We start from the raw sequence: 13678 nt of genomic DNA, 5'->3' as shown, positions 1-13678 counted from the left end.
AGCCCTATTCCGCCGGCATTGCCCGCGACGCGGCGGAATACCCCATCTGCATGCGCTTTTCAGGCTTCCTGCGTGTCAGCGCCAGCACCATTCCCATGGAAAGCGCGATGGCGATCTGCGAGGAGCCACCATAGGAAATAAAGGGCAGCGTCATGCCCTTGGCCGGCATCAATTGCAGGTTCACGCACATATTGATGACCGACTGCAGGCCAAACACGGTGACAAGACCGCCAACCGCATAGCGGGTGAAATCGTCGTGCTCCTTGAGCGCGGTATTCAGGCCGCGCAACACGATGAAGCCGAAGATCACCATGATGAAGAAGCACATGATAAGGCCGAACTCCTCGCCCGCGACCGCGAACACGAAATCGGCATGGCTATCGGGAATGACGCGCTTGATCGTACCCTCGCCCGGCCCGACCCCGAACCAGCCGCCATGGATCAGCGCTTCCTTGCCCATATCCACCTGGAAAGTGTCGCCCTCGCCGGTCATGAACCTGTCGATGCGGCCGGCGACATGCGGAAACACTTCATAGGCGGCGAACACGCCGCCTATGCCGGCAGCGCCCAGCATGACGATCCATACCCATGAGAGGCCGGCCATGAAGAACATCACGCCCCAGGTGCCGGCGACGAGCATGGTCTGGCCGAAATCCGGCTGCGCCACCAGCAGCGCAACCACCAGCGCCACAAGGATCATGGCGAACAGATTGCCGGGAATGTCAGGCCGTCGCTTGTGCTCGGAAAACAGCCACGCACAGATGATGACGAAGGCGGGCTTGAGGAATTCGGATGGCTGGATCGACAGGCCGGCGAGCGAGACCCAGCGGCGCGCGCCCTTCACTTCTATGCCGATGTAAAGCACCGCCACCATCAGGACGAGCATCACGCACAACAGAGCCAGCGCCACGCGCCTTATCTGGCGCGGCTCCAGAAACGACACGGCCAGCATCACGCCGAGCGCTGGAATGGTGAAGATGATCTGGCGCTCGGCAAAATGGAAGGGACCGAGGCCGATGCGCAGCGCAACGGAAGGGCTTGCCGCAAAGGAAAGAATGATGCCAAGGCCCATCAAAGACAGGAACGCCGCCAGAAACCAGCGGTCGATGGTCCACCACCAATTTGCAACCGGGCTTGTATCGAGACGGCTGCGCTGTGCCATTAGTTTTGTGCTCCGATTGCCTTGACACCATCAATAGCGCGCGCAGCTTGCCTGAAGGTAACGCCGCGAACCTCGAAATTCTTGAACTGGTCGAAGCTGGCGCAGGCCGGCGACAACAGCACCACCACCTCGCCGCTATCGTCGCTTTCGGCATCGCGTGCGGCATGCTCGACAGCGGCCGCCAGCGTGCCCGATATTTCGTAAGGCACGGCCTCGCCAAGCGTCGCGGAAAAGGCAGGCGCGGCCTCGCCGATGAGGTAGGCCTTGGCGATGCGGGGAAACAGCCCGCGCAACGGTTCGATGCCGCCCTCCTTGGGCAGGCCTCCGGCGATCCAGTAGATGCGGGGAAAACTGGAAAGCGCAGGAGCCGCCGCATCGGCGTTGGTCGCCTTGGAATCGTTGACGAACAGCACGTGCCCTTTCTTGCCGACCTGTTCCATGCGGTGTTCCAGGCCCGGAAAGCTTTCCAGCCCCGACTGGATTTCACCGAGGTCCAGCCCGACCTTTAGGCAGGCGGCGACCGCGGCGAGCGCGTTTTGCGCATTGTGCTGGCCGCGCAGGGAACCGATGCCCTCGAGAAAGCCGATACGGCTGTAGCGCCCGTGAACCGCCTCCATGAGATCGCTGCCATCGGCAAAATAGCCGTCGGTCAGCGGCAGCCGCTTGGAAATGCGAATGACCTCCTTGCCGACACGCTCGAGCCGGTCGGCGATCTGGACGCACCAGCTATCGTCGATGCCGATGATCGCGGTTTCGCTGCCAGCCACCAGCCTTTCCTTGATCGAGGCGTAGTGCTGCATGGTGCCGTGGCGGTCGAGATGGTCGGGCGTAAGGTTGAGCAGCACGCCCGCCGTGGGATCGATCGAAGGCGCGAGATCGATCTGATAGGACGAGCATTCGACCACGTAGTGGCGGCCTGGCTGCGGTGGGTCGAGCGTCATCACCGCACGGCCGATATTGCCGCCCATCTGGACGTCGCGGCCGGCTGATTTCAGGATGTGCGCGGTCAGTGCCGTCGTCGTCGATTTGCCGTTGGTGCCGGTGATCGCGATGAAGGGCGCGTCCGGCGCCGTGGCGATCCGCTCGCGGCAAAAAAGCTCGATATCGCCGATGATCTCGACGCCGGCGCCGCGCGCCAGTTCCACCGACCAATGCGGCTTCGGGTGCGTCAGCGGCACGCCGGGCGACAGGACGAAGGACGAAAACCGCGCCCAGTCCGCGCCGCGCAGATCGCCGGTCGGAATGCCCTCCGCTTCGGCGGTAGCGACGCTGCCCGGATTGTCGTCCCAGGCCAGCACGTCCGCGCCACCCTCGATCAGCGCGCGCGCCGTCGCGATGCCGGAGCCACCCAGTCCGAAGAGGCCGACACGCTTGCCTGAGAATGTTGCGGCGGGGATCACGGCCCGGTTCCTATCTGAGCTTGAGGGTGGAAAGGCCGACCAGCGCCAGGATGACCGCGATGATCCAGAACCGGATCACCACCTGGCTTTCGGTCCAGCCGAGCTTTTCGAAATGGTGATGGATGGGCGCCATCAGGAACACCCGCTTGCCCGTCATCTTGAAGTAGCCGACCTGAATTATAACCGACAATATCTCCACCACGAAGAGGCCGCCGACGATGACCAGCACGATCTCGTGCTTGGTCGAAACCGCGACCGTCCCGATCAGGCCGCCGAGCGCCAGCGAGCCGGTGTCGCCCATGAAAATGGCCGCTGGCGGCGCATTGAACCATAGAAACCCGAGCCCCGCGCCGATCACCGCGCCCAGCATCACCGCCAGTTCGCCGGTGCCTGGAACGAAATGAATCTGCAGATATTCGGCAAATACCGCGTTACCCGAGAGATAGGCAATTACCCCAAACGATGCGGCGGCGATCATGATCGGTACGATGGCCAGCCCGTCCAGCCCATCGGTCAGGTTGACGGCGTTGCCCGCGCCCACCATCACGAAGGCTCCGAACGGGATGAAGAACCAGCCCAGGTTGATGAGGAACTCCTTGGCGAACGGAAAGGTCAGCGACGACGAGAACGGTTCCTGCCCGGCATGCATGATCGCCCAGCTGGCAATGCCGGCGATCAGGAACTCAAGCGCCAGCCGGGCCTTGCCCGAAAAGCCCAGATGCGACTGCTTGGTCACTTTCAGGTAATCGTCGTAGAAGCCGATCGCGCCGAAACCGATGGTCACGAAAAGCACGACCCAGACATAGACGCTGCGCAGATTGGCCCACAGCAGCGCCGAAATGATGATGCCCGTCATGATCATCAGGCCGCCCATGGTCGGTGTGCCGGCCTTCTTGAAATGCGTCTGCGGGCCGTCCGCGCGGATCGGCTGGCCCTTGCCCTGCCGCAGCCGCAGCGAATTGATGATCGCCGGCCCGAAAATGAAGACGACGAGCGCCGAGGTAATCAGCGCACCACCGGTGCGGAAGGTGATGTAGCGGAAGACATTGAAGGCCGCGAAACGGTCCGCAAAATCAACGAGCAATGTCAGCATGCTATGTCTTTCCCCGAACCGGCTTCAGCGATCGCCTTGCGCCGGAAATTTCTTGAGCAGCGCGTCGACAAGTTTCGAAAAGCCGATGCCCTTGGATGATTTGACCATGACCACGTCGCCGGGGCCGATGGCGCCCATGAGCATCGGTTTCAGTTCGTCGACGGTTCCGCGATAGGCGGTGGCGATGTCGCCGGGCAGCGCTTCGGCGAGCGCCTTCATTTCCGGCCCGCCCAGGAACACGGTCTCGGTGCCGGTGCCGACGATCAGTTCGGCAAGGTCCGCATGCAGCTTGGCCGAATGCTCGCCCAATTCCAGCATGTCGCCGAGCACCGCGATGCGGCGGCCATTGCCCGCTACCGGCGTCGCGTTGAGCAGGGCCAGTGCCGCCGCCATCGAGGCGGGGTTTGCGTTGTAGCTTTCGTCGATCAGCGTGAACGAGCCTTGGCCATGGCGCAGCACATGCCGCTGTCCCCGTCCGGCCTCGGCCGAAAGGCTGCCTAGTGCCAGCGCCACCTGGCCGACATCCGCGCCCGCAAGATGCGCCGCCCCCAGAACGGCAACGGCATTCTGCACGATATGCCGGCCCGGCGCGCCGATGCGCGCGACAATCTCCTGCCCCCCGATGCTGGCGACAAGCGTGGAATGGTCCGCATGAAGCGCGAATTCGAGCAGCCGATAGGTCGCCCGCTTATGCTCGCCAAAGCCGGCAATATGCTCGACGCCCAGCGCCGTGGCCAGTTTCTCCAAAAGTTTCGAACGCGGATCGTCGCGGTTGAGCAGCGCTGTGCCGCCCGGTTCCAATCCCTCGAAAATCTCGCCCTTGGCCTTGGCGATCTCCTCCAGGTTGCGGAAGAAGCCGAGATGCGCGGCAGCGATCAGCGTGATGATGGCGATATGCGGCCGCACCATCTTGACCAGCGGCCTGATCTCGCCGGGGTGGTTCATGCCGATCTCGAACACCGCGTAATCGCAGTCGTCCGGCATCCGCGCCAGCGTCAGCGGCACGCCCCAATGGTTGTTGAGCGACTTGTCCGATGCGTGCACCTTGCCCACGGTGGACAGAGTGTGGCGCAGCGCCTCCTTGGTGGTGGTCTTGCCGGCCGACCCGGTAACCGCGATGATCTTCGCCTGCGAGCGGGCACGCGCTGCAACGCCCAGCTTCTCCAGCGCTTCCAGCACGTCCGGCACGACGATCATCGGGGCCGTCAGCAGCCGGCCGAGCGCCGGCAGCTTGCCTTCCGCAACGACCAGCACGCCTGCGTCCGCCTTGATCGCGGCAGTGGCGAAGTCGTGGCCGTCCATCGTCTCGCCCTTGATGGCGAAGAAGGCGTCCCCCGGTTGCAGGCTGCGCGTATCGATGGAAATGCCGCCGACGCCTTCCGGCATCGGCCCGAGCGGCCTGCCGTCCATGGCGGCGACCAGCGCCTCGCAGGACCACAAAAGGCTCATGCGGCACGATCCTTCAACGCCGCACGCACTTCCTCATGGTCGGAGAAATGAAGCGTTTCCGCCCCGATCGTCTGGCCTTCCTCGTGCCCCTTGCCGGCGACGATCAGCGTATCGCCGGCGTGAAGCATGGCGACCGCCTCGTGGATGGCCTGTCGCCTGTCGCCGATCTCGATGGCGCCGGGGGCCGCAGCCAGGATGGCGGCGCGAATGGACGCCGGCGCTTCCGAGCGGGGATTGTCGTCGGTAACGATGGTGACATCGGCCAGCCGCGTGGCGATCTCGCCCATGATCGCACGCTTGCCCCGGTCGCGGTCGCCGCCGCAGCCGAACACCACGACCACCTTGCCGGTGGTAAAAGGCCGCACGGCAGCCAGCACGTTTTCCAGCGCATCGGGCTTGTGGGCATAATCGACATAGACCGGCGCGCCGCTGGCCGTGGTGCCGACGAGGTCGAGCCGGCCCGGCGCGCCCTTCAATTTCTCCAGCGCCGCGATCGCCCGGACGGTGGGCGTTCCGGTGGCGATGGCAAGACCGACAGAGACCAGCGCGTTCGATATCTGGAAGTCGCCGGCCAGCGGCAGGTCGATCTCATGCAGGACGCCATCGGCTTCGACCTCCGCCCGCTGGCGGTGGCGCTCGTGCTCGACGCGCTTGAGCTTCAGGAAGGCCCCCTGCCGCCCGACCGTCAGCACGTCCAGCCCTGCCGCGCGCGCGGCGCGGATGGTCGGCTCCGACCATGGGTCGTCGGCAAAAATCACCGCCGGCGCGCCTTTCGGCAGCAGCGTATCGAACAGGCGCAGCTTGGCGCGGTGATAATCCTCGATGGTCGGATGATAATCCATGTGATCGCGGCCGAGATTGGTGAAGCCGCCGGCCTTCAGCCGCACGCCGTCAAGCCGGCGCTGGTCGAGGCCGTGGCTGGACGCTTCCATCGAGGCATGCGTCACGCCGGCCTGCGCCAGTTCGGCCAGCAGCCTGTGCAGCGCCACCGGATCAGGCGTGGTCAGCGAACCGTATTCGTTGCGGCCGGGCGCAACGACCCCGGTGGTGCCGATCGAAGCAGCCGACAGGCCGGCATGTTCCCAGATCTGGCGCGTGAAGGCTGCGACCGACGTCTTGCCGCTGGTGCCCGTCACCGCCACCATCGTCTCCGGTTGCGCACCGAAGAAACGTGCAGCGGCAAGCGCCAGCGCAAGGCGGGGATCGTCCACCGTCAGAACCGGAACCGACAGGCCGGCCAGTGTACTGTCTTTGGCGGCGACGACCGCCACGGCTCCGCGCCGGGCTGCATCGGTGGCATAGGCGGCGCCATCCGCCTTGGTGCCCGCCAACGCAAAAAACAGCGTTCCCGGCACGACCTGCCGGGAATCGGAGGAAATACCGGCAATCTCCAGGTCAAAGGACGCGGCGCCTTCGACGGGCAGGATACCGGCAAGTGCTTTCAGCTTCATGGAAATCCGTCGTCCCACCGTTTGCAAAAACGACGCGCTGTTGCCGGCGCGTCGAGGAGAATCACTCCATGGAAACCAGCGTTGCACCGTTTTCATGGCTGAAATCCGGCTTCACGCCAAGCAACGCCGCCGAACGGGCAATGATGTTGTGGGCCATGACCCCGGCATTGTAAGCGGCGGTCCCACCCATGCCCGGCTTTTCCGGCTTCGGCTCGTCGGCAATGGTCAGCACGATATATTGCGGATCGTCCATCGGGAACGCGGCAACAAACGCGTTGAAGTTCTTGTCCTTCGAGTAGCGGCCGTTGACCACCTTTTCCGCCGTGCCCGTCTTGCCGCCGACCCGATAGCCGGGAACCCGCGCTTTGCGACCCGATCCTTTTTCGGCGTTCAGGGCATAGACATAGCGCATCGCGTCGCTGGTCTTGTCGCTCACCACTTTCTTGGCAACCGTCATTGCCTGTTCTTGCGTGCGCGCCAGGAAGGTCGGTTCGATGAGGTAGCCGCCATTCATTAAGGCGGCGCAGCCGACCGCCGTTTGCAGCGGCGTCGTCGAAATACCATGACCGAAGGCGATAGTGATCGAATTGATCAGCTTCCATACCCTTGGCTCCGTCGGGCGCGCGACTTCCGGCAATTCGGTCTGCATCCTATCCAGCAAGCCGAGGCGATGCAGGAATTCGCGGTGCCCTTCGATGCCAACCGCTTCGGCCTCCTTGGCCGAACCGATGTTGGACGAGTAGATGAAGACTTCCGGCACCGTCAGCCAACGGCCCTTGCCGTGAAAATCGTGGATGGTCTGGCCAGCGATGCGGATCGGGCGCGTCGCATCCAGTTTGCTCGCCAACGTCATTTTTCCGGAATCGAGCGCCATGGCCGTGGTGAAGCTCTTTAAGGTCGAGCCCATCTCGTAGAGGCCGGCTGACATGCGGTTAAGCTTGTCCTTGTCTTGCGCATTGTAAGGATTGTTCGGATCGAAATCCGGCACGGAGGCCATGGCCAGGACTTCGCCGGTCTTGACATTGAGAACGACCGCGCCCGCTGCGATGGCATGGTATTTTTCCATGCCGGTAGCGATCTCGTCATGCACGATGTGCTGGACGCGCAGGTCGATCGACAGCTTGACGGGCTCCAGATCCTTGGCGACCGCGAGACCCGACGCCTGGAGCGCGCTGAGGCCCTGATTGTCGATATACTTCTCCATGCCGGAGATGCCCTTATTGTCGATATTGGTCAGGCCGACAATGTAAGCCGAGGTGCTGCCGCTGGGGTAGAAACGGCGCTTTTCCGTGCGGAATCCGATACCGGGAATGCCCAGTTGCAGGATGTCGTTCTGCTGCTTGGGCGTCAGCTGGCGTTGCAGCCAGACGAAGCCCGCGCCGCTTTTCAGCTTGTGATAGGTCTGCTCGTAGTCGATTTCGGGGAGCACCGTTGCAAGTCGTTCGATGGCCTCGTCGGCATCGACGATATGGCGCGGCTCCGCAAACAGCGATGCCGTCTTGATGTCCGTGGCGAGCAATTCGCCGTTGCGGTCGACAATATCGGGCCGCGACGCCGTAACCCGGCTTGCCGGCGCGCCGGAATTGTCCGCATCCTGGAAGCCCAGATAGACGAGCCGGCCGGTGATGACCGCGTAAATGCCGAAGAAGACCGCCATGGTCATCAGCACGCGGGTCCTGGCCCTGCCGCCGGTTGCCTTGCGCGCCCCGTCGACGACGATGGAACCGGAGTCCTGGGCTTTTTCACTGCGCCGCAGCATTTTACCGATCATCATTGGATGCCTCCGGTAACGATCGCATCCTTGCCGTTTGCGGCCACGTCCGGCTGTTCGGCCATCAGCTTTTCGATGGTCAGCGTGCGCGGCGGCAACTGATCCAAGCCAACGATCTGGTGGCCGGTGACCGGAGCCAGTTCCAGTTGCGGTTGATAGATTGCCGCCAGTTTCTGCAGGCGTTCCGGCTGCGTCAGCAGGCTCCAGTCCGCCTTCAGCAGATCGATGGTGTCCTCTTCCGTATGAATTTGCGCCTTCAGCTTGTGCACCACCGCCACCTGGACTTCGGCGTTGCGCTTGATCGTGTAGGTCATGGCGGCAGCGGCGACCATGACCGCAATCAACACGATGTCACTGGTTCGAAACATGAACGCTTACCTCTCGCCCGACTGGCCGATGACTGGAAGTTTTGGAAGGCCGAAAATGGAAAAATCGCCAGCGCGCGCCGGCGCATCGGTGCGGACCGCAGCCCGAAGCCGGGCCGAGCGCGCCCGGGGATTAAGCGCGATTTCAGCGTCGCCGGGCGTTATCCCGCCGCCCGCCTTGAGAAAGGTCGCCGGCTTTTCCTGCACCTGCGGCATGTAGCGCGAACCGGAAGCGGCATCCGCACGGTCGGCGACGAAGCGCTTGACGATGCGGTCTTCCAAGGAATGAAACGTCACCACGACGAGCCGGCCACCGGGCCTCAACGCCCGTTCGGCGGCGAAAAGCGCCTTCGCCAATTCGCCAAGCTCGTCGTTGACATAGATGCGCAACGCCTGGAACACGCGCGTCGCCGGGTGGATTTTGTCGCCCGGCTTGCGGCCGACATGCGTCTCGATGGCGTCCGCGAGGTCGAGCGTGCGCTCGAACGGATGCTTTTCGCGGCGCGTTTCGATCATGCGGGCAATACGCCCGGCATGGCGCTCTTCGCCCAGAAAGCCGATAATGCGTGCCAGGTCGCCGGCCTTGAAGCCGTTGACGACATCGGCGGCACTCACGCCCGCCTGCGCCATGCGCATGTCGAGCGGGCCGTCGGCGCGGAAGGAAAAACCGCGCGCCGCCTCGTCGATCTGCATGGAAGAAACCCCGATGTCGAACACCACGCCGTCAGCACCTTCGACATGTTCGTCCAGCGTCGAGAATGGCGCGTGCACAAGCCGGAGCCGCCCGCCGGACTGGTCCTCAAGTGCCCTGCCCGCCGCGATCGCATCGGGGTCGCGGTCGATGCCTATTACATTTGCGCCGGTTGCAAGGATCGCCCTGCTATAGCCGCCGGCACCGAACGTGCCATCGACGATCACCTCGCCGGGCTTGGGCGCCAGCGCCTCCAGCACTTCGGCGAGAAGAACAGAAATGTGACGGGCCGGTCCGCCAGCGGCGTGATGGTCATCGCCATGGCCCGTCGTCATTCCGGTCGCTCCCTCGTCCCCTGCCGAAGCTGCAACAGCCGCGCCCGCGCCTGCGCCCCATAGGCGGCAAGCCGGTCCGGCTCCCACATCTGAAAAAAGCTCCCACGCCCGACAAAGGCCACCTCGCCCGCAATGCCGGTATGTTCGCGCATGAAATCGGTCACCGTGATGCGGCCGTCCTGGTCGAGTTTCAAAAACGTGCCGTCGCCATGGCAGAAGAACGACATATCGTGCGCCGTCTGCAAAAACGGGTCTTCCTGCGCGATGCGCTGCTCGTAGCGGTCGAGCAGGTCGAGCCCGCCGACATCCATCGCCGGGATATCCAGGCAACGCAGCGCATAAAGCTCCGAGTAGCCGCGTTTCTGCACCACCGAGCGGAAATGCGCCGGCACGGAAACCCGCCCCTTGGCATCGATCCGGTTGACGGCGCTCGACAGAAAACGGTCCATGACGCCTTGCGATCGCCTGGGCAACCGCACCCTTCCCCAGTTTGCCGCCAGCGCGGTCGCGAGGCGGTTTCATGCTCTTTTCGCCATCGTCCGCGCAGCTGGAAATCGGCAAACGCCCGGCCACAGCGGCGGCCCGAGTGGCGTACGCTTCACCATCACACGAAACGAAGGCTTGAGTATCGAAACGGGATAACATGGGGCACTATGGGCGTCAACGGGAACAGCTAGGGTGGATCGGCATCCCGAGGCCGTAAAAACGGCTTTGGGGGCATTGTCGTCTTTATCCTCCATTAAGCCTAACGAACCGTTTAGAAATGAAGCTGGGCACCCGCCATGGCTTGCCGCACGCCGCAAGCAGGCATAGCGTCGGCGCATTCTCATCAGAGTCCCAGGTTCACGATTGATGTCCGAAACCGCCAGGCGCGCCGCCGCCCTTCCCCACTTGCGCAACAGCAACTTCGCCAAGGGCGATCCGATCGCGCTTCCGCTCACCATGGCCTCGATCTTCCATGCGCCGGGCGACGCCACCGGTTTCAACCAGTATGGCCGGTTTTCCAATCCGACATGGGCGGCGGTGGAGCATATGCTGGAGCATCTGGAGGGCGCGCCATGCGTGGCGTTCCCCTCCGGCATGGCGGCGATCTCGTCGGTGTTTTTCGGCCTACTCAAATCCGGCGACCGGGTGCTGCTGCCGTCGGACGGCTATCCGACATCGCGCGGCGTGGCCGACCGCTACCTGAAGGGCTTCGGCGTCGAGTGCGATGTGCGGCCGACGGCCTCGTTTCTGGACGGAGGCTTTGACGGCTATCGTCTGGCCTTCGTCGAGACGCCTTCCAATCCCGGTCTCGACATTTGCGATATCGCAGCCGTCGCCAAGGCAGCGCACGCCGCAGGCGCGCTGCTGGCCGTGGACAACACGACCATGACGCCCTTCGGCCAACGCCCACTCGATCATGGCGCGGACATCGTCGTCGCGGCCGACACCAAGGCGCCCAACGGCCATTCGGACGTGCTGTTCGGCCATGTCGCCAGCCGCGATCCCGAGATCGTCACCGCGATCCAGGACTGGCGCAAGACATCCGGCAGCATTCCCAGCCCCTTCGATGCGTGGATGCTGCATCGCGGACTGGAAACGCTCGACGTCCGCTTCGAGCGCATGTGCACCAGCGCCGGGCTGATCGCGCGGCGCTTGCAGGCGCATCCGGCTGTGCACAGCGTGCGCTATCCGGGCCTCGAAACCGACCCCTCGCACAACCTCGCCAGCGCCCAGATGGAGCGTTTCGGCTTCCTCATCAGTCTCATACTCGACACAGAAGACAAGGCCGAGGATTTCATCAATGGCTGCGCCCTGATGCAGGCGGCCACCTCGTTCGGCGGCGTCCATACTTCGGCGGAGCGCCGAACGCGGCGCGGCGACGCGGTTCCGCCCGGCTTCGTGCGCCTGTCGGTCGGCTGCGAGCCGGCGGAAGAATTGTGGAACGCGATCCAGGAATCGCTGGACCGGCTAGCGGGTTGACCAATCAGCCGTCGACCTCGTCCCGGTCGATGCTGCGTCTGCCGTGCAGCACGCGAAGGATTTCAATCGCCTCGGTGCCGACACGATAGAGCGTCAGATACTCGCCTACGACGATATGGCGAACACCCGCCGAAATATCGTCACGCGGCGCGCCGGAAAAGGGGTAAAGAACCAGCAAGTTCCAGCGCTGCTCGAAGGCCTCGATCATCCTGACGGCGGCTTGAGGACTTTGCTTGCTGATATAATCGCCGATTTCCTCGATATCGACTTCCGCTCGTGGGAGCAGACGGTATTTCACTCTTTCAGGCCTGCACCGGCAATCATGCCCGAATATTTAGCATGCAACCGTTCCATGATCGGAGGGCCATCCTGGGCAGGCCCGCTGTCGATGCCCTCCTGCACCAGCGTCCGCAACTCTTCGAGAGTGTAGCCGAACAGGTCGCGCCTGTCCTTCCACTGTCGCAAGGCATCGCGCACGACCTCGCTTGCGGACGCATATTCGCCGGCGGCGACAACGTCGTCGACCACTGCTGCAAGTTCCCGCGAAAGCGTGATGCTGCGTTTATCGACCTGGCCCATGGCTTCACTCCGTCATCGCTTTTCGAATATGGTACGATTTAATCGCACCATATTCAAGCAAACTCATGCCCGCACATGGGCGAAGCAGCCTGAATCAACGCCTGAGGTGCTTGATTCAATGTGCTCGCCGGAGCCGCCAACCAATTGATAATATAAACATTATTCAGGAGATGAAAAAATGTCAGCTGGCCTGTAAGCCGGGTTTTGTATGGCCCTCGCCCCTTGCGGGGCGAGAACGTGGCGACCATTCATCTTGGACGCATGTTGCCATGCGCCTCACGCAACCTACCCGAACGGTGAGCCGGAAACAGCCCTCAAGGGTTTCCCCCCGCACCGTCCCTATTCGGTTTTGCTCCCGGTGGGGTTTACCGTGCCGCTCCTGTTGCCAGTCGCGCGGTGGGCTCTTACCCCACCCTTTCACCCTTACCCCGACGGCCGATCTCCTTGCGGACACCGGCCGGCCGAGGCGGTTTACTTTCTGTGGCACTTTCCCTGGGGTCGCCCCCGCCGGCCATTAACCGGCACCGTATTTCCATGGAGCCCGGACTTTCCTCACCCACGGCCTTTCGGCGATTGTAGGTGCGGCCGCCCGGCCAGCTGACAGGGGCGTATAAAGGGGTTTGTCGCGGAAAACGCAAACGAAAAAGCCGACGGACGCCAGCGATCAGATGGACGTCCCGAGCCTCGCCATATGCACCTTGACCTTGCTGCAATAGGCGGACGACACCGGGTTCATTCGCTTCGCGGCGTGGCCGGCATTGTATTTGAGGATGGTGCCGCAGGTGGTGCCGCCGCCAAGGCCTTGCGCCATGGCCAGATACTTCATGCCGTATTTGATGTTGGTTTCCGGGTCGTAGAGCCCCTTGACCGAGCCGCTATAGCCCATCATGCGCGCCGTCGCCGGCTTGATCTGCATCAGGCCGACCTCGCCGGCACTGCCCGTCAAATGCGGACGATAATTGCTCTCGACCCTGATGACAGCCCGCGCCAGCGAGAAAGGCACACCATAGCTTGCCGCATAGCGCGCAACGATGGCGGAATAGGGAACCGCCGCCTTGGCGGATTTGGCTGCGTTCACCGGCCCGATTGACGCGGTGGTCGTTCTGTCGATGGCGGTCTTTTTTCTGGCGGTTTTGCTTCTGACGGCCTTGCGCTTGGCGGCCGCTTTTGCCGTCTTCGTTCCGGTCTTCTTCGCCACCTTTTGCTTTGTGGTCTTGTCGCCTGTCTTCTTGGCGTCGGCCGCCTTTGTCTTGTGCGCCTGGGCAGGGATGGCACCCTGATCCGTACGGAAATTCGGTGGCGCGCTATGCGCCACAGTTACGGCAAAACTCATCACGCCGGCAGCAAGGGCTGCCGTTACACCAGTCAATTTGTACATGCTGTCCTGTTCTTAAGAATCGCGCGAAGATATCCGTGC

At 63.2% G+C, this 13678-nt stretch carries 13 protein-coding genes and 1 other RNA gene; 1 reads left to right on the top strand and 13 read right to left on the bottom strand.

Going from position 1 to position 13678, the window contains the following annotated elements:
* Positions 1 to 4 precede the first annotated feature (4 nt).
* The 9 genes from ftsW to mraZ all read right to left on the bottom strand — a co-directional run bounded on the left by ftsW (position 5) and on the right by mraZ (position 10166).
* Positions 5 to 1162, bottom strand: coding sequence for a putative lipid II flippase FtsW (gene ftsW / locus ACX3P0_RS00405; protein ID WP_459085867.1), 1158 nt, complete (start codon positions 1160 to 1162; stop codon positions 5 to 7).
* Positions 1162 to 2562, bottom strand: a complete 1401-nt coding sequence (gene murD, locus ACX3P0_RS00400; protein WP_459085866.1) for a UDP-N-acetylmuramoyl-L-alanine--D-glutamate ligase — start codon at positions 2560 to 2562, stop codon at positions 1162 to 1164. Before murD ends, ftsW begins: the two co-directional genes overlap by 1 nt.
* 10 nt (positions 2563 to 2572) lie before the next feature.
* Positions 2573 to 3655 carry a phospho-N-acetylmuramoyl-pentapeptide-transferase gene (gene mraY / locus ACX3P0_RS00395; RefSeq protein WP_459079499.1) on the bottom strand — a complete coding sequence of 361 codons (1083 nt, stop codon included), beginning with the start codon at positions 3653 to 3655 and terminating at the stop codon, positions 2573 to 2575.
* A gap of 24 nt (positions 3656 to 3679) precedes the next feature.
* Positions 3680 to 5104: a UDP-N-acetylmuramoylalanyl-D-glutamyl-2,6-diaminopimelate--D-alanyl-D-alanine ligase gene (locus tag ACX3P0_RS00390; protein ID WP_459085865.1), complete on the bottom strand. Its 1425-nt coding sequence runs from the start codon at positions 5102 to 5104 to the stop codon at positions 3680 to 3682.
* Positions 5101 to 6555: a UDP-N-acetylmuramoyl-L-alanyl-D-glutamate--2,6-diaminopimelate ligase gene (locus tag ACX3P0_RS00385; protein ID WP_459085864.1), complete on the bottom strand. Its 1455-nt coding sequence runs from the start codon at positions 6553 to 6555 to the stop codon at positions 5101 to 5103. The genes ACX3P0_RS00390 and ACX3P0_RS00385 overlap by 4 nt, the downstream gene beginning before the upstream one ends.
* 61 nt (positions 6556 to 6616) lie before the next feature.
* A complete protein-coding gene (locus tag ACX3P0_RS00380; protein ID WP_459086837.1) occupies positions 6617 to 8326 on the bottom strand; it encodes a peptidoglycan D,D-transpeptidase FtsI family protein in 1710 nt (569 codons plus the stop codon).
* Positions 8326 to 8694 (bottom strand): cell division protein FtsL, encoded by a 369-nt coding sequence (ftsL, locus tag ACX3P0_RS00375; RefSeq protein ID WP_459079496.1) that lies wholly within the window; start codon positions 8692 to 8694, stop codon positions 8326 to 8328. The genes ACX3P0_RS00380 and ftsL overlap by 1 nt, the downstream gene beginning before the upstream one ends.
* A 6-nt stretch (positions 8695 to 8700) precedes the next feature.
* The gene (gene rsmH, locus ACX3P0_RS00370) at positions 8701 to 9717 is read right to left on the bottom strand and encodes a 16S rRNA (cytosine(1402)-N(4))-methyltransferase RsmH (protein ID WP_459085863.1); all 1017 of its coding nucleotides are present in this window, start codon (positions 9715 to 9717) and stop codon (positions 8701 to 8703) included.
* Positions 9714 to 10166: a division/cell wall cluster transcriptional repressor MraZ gene (mraZ, locus tag ACX3P0_RS00365; protein ID WP_459079494.1), complete on the bottom strand. Its 453-nt coding sequence runs from the start codon at positions 10164 to 10166 to the stop codon at positions 9714 to 9716. Before mraZ ends, rsmH begins: the two co-directional genes overlap by 4 nt.
* Positions 10167 to 10569: 403 nt before the next feature.
* Between mraZ and ACX3P0_RS00360 the strand changes: the two genes are divergently transcribed.
* The gene (locus tag ACX3P0_RS00360; protein ID WP_459085862.1) at positions 10570 to 11682 is read left to right on the top strand and encodes a cystathionine gamma-lyase; all 1113 of its coding nucleotides are present in this window, start codon (positions 10570 to 10572) and stop codon (positions 11680 to 11682) included.
* A gap of 4 nt (positions 11683 to 11686) precedes the next feature.
* On the opposite strand, the gene ACX3P0_RS00355 is transcribed toward ACX3P0_RS00360, so the two are convergent.
* The 4 genes from ACX3P0_RS00355 to ACX3P0_RS00340 form a co-directional block, all read right to left on the bottom strand.
* A complete protein-coding gene (locus ACX3P0_RS00355; RefSeq protein WP_459085861.1) occupies positions 11687 to 11980 on the bottom strand; it encodes a type II toxin-antitoxin system RelE/ParE family toxin in 294 nt (97 codons plus the stop codon).
* Positions 11977 to 12261 (bottom strand): type II toxin-antitoxin system ParD family antitoxin, encoded by a 285-nt coding sequence (locus ACX3P0_RS00350; protein ID WP_459085860.1) that lies wholly within the window; start codon positions 12259 to 12261, stop codon positions 11977 to 11979. The genes ACX3P0_RS00355 and ACX3P0_RS00350 overlap by 4 nt, the downstream gene beginning before the upstream one ends.
* 177 nt (positions 12262 to 12438) lie before the next feature.
* Positions 12439 to 12862: RNase P RNA component class A (gene rnpB / locus ACX3P0_RS00345), an RNA gene on the bottom strand.
* A 63-nt stretch (positions 12863 to 12925) separates the two neighbouring features.
* Positions 12926 to 13639, bottom strand: coding sequence for a lytic transglycosylase domain-containing protein (locus ACX3P0_RS00340; protein ID WP_459085859.1), 714 nt, complete (start codon positions 13637 to 13639; stop codon positions 12926 to 12928).
* Between the last annotated feature and the right edge of the window lie 39 nt (positions 13640 to 13678).

Source organism: Mesorhizobium sp. A556, assembly GCF_054489545.1.
The sequence above is the reverse complement of the archived record's forward strand: the minus strand, read 5'-3'. Positions and strand labels throughout refer to the sequence as shown.

Excerpts from the sequence above, each read along its gene's own strand:
- ACX3P0_RS00340 (WP_459085859.1), bottom strand. The coding sequence starts at position 13,639 with ATGTACAAATTGACTGGTGTAACGGCAGCCCTTGCTGCCGGCGTGATG.
- rsmH (WP_459085863.1), bottom strand. The coding sequence starts at position 9,717 with ATGACGACGGGCCATGGCGATGACCATCACGCCGCTGGCGGACCGGCC.
- mraZ (WP_459079494.1), bottom strand. The coding sequence starts at position 10,166 with ATGGACCGTTTTCTGTCGAGCGCCGTCAACCGGATCGATGCCAAGGGG.
- ACX3P0_RS00385 (WP_459085864.1), bottom strand. The coding sequence starts at position 6,555 with ATGAAGCTGAAAGCACTTGCCGGTATCCTGCCCGTCGAAGGCGCCGCG.
- ftsL (WP_459079496.1), bottom strand. The coding sequence starts at position 8,694 with ATGTTTCGAACCAGTGACATCGTGTTGATTGCGGTCATGGTCGCCGCT.
- ACX3P0_RS00380 (WP_459086837.1), bottom strand. The coding sequence starts at position 8,326 with ATGATCGGTAAAATGCTGCGGCGCAGTGAAAAAGCCCAGGACTCCGGT.
- mraY (WP_459079499.1), bottom strand. The coding sequence starts at position 3,655 with ATGCTGACATTGCTCGTTGATTTTGCGGACCGTTTCGCGGCCTTCAAT.
- ACX3P0_RS00390 (WP_459085865.1), bottom strand. The coding sequence starts at position 5,104 with ATGAGCCTTTTGTGGTCCTGCGAGGCGCTGGTCGCCGCCATGGACGGC.
- ftsW (WP_459085867.1), bottom strand. The coding sequence starts at position 1,162 with ATGGCACAGCGCAGCCGTCTCGATACAAGCCCGGTTGCAAATTGGTGG.
- ACX3P0_RS00360 (WP_459085862.1), top strand. The coding sequence starts at position 10,570 with ATGTCCGAAACCGCCAGGCGCGCCGCCGCCCTTCCCCACTTGCGCAAC.
- ACX3P0_RS00350 (WP_459085860.1), bottom strand. The coding sequence starts at position 12,261 with ATGGGCCAGGTCGATAAACGCAGCATCACGCTTTCGCGGGAACTTGCA.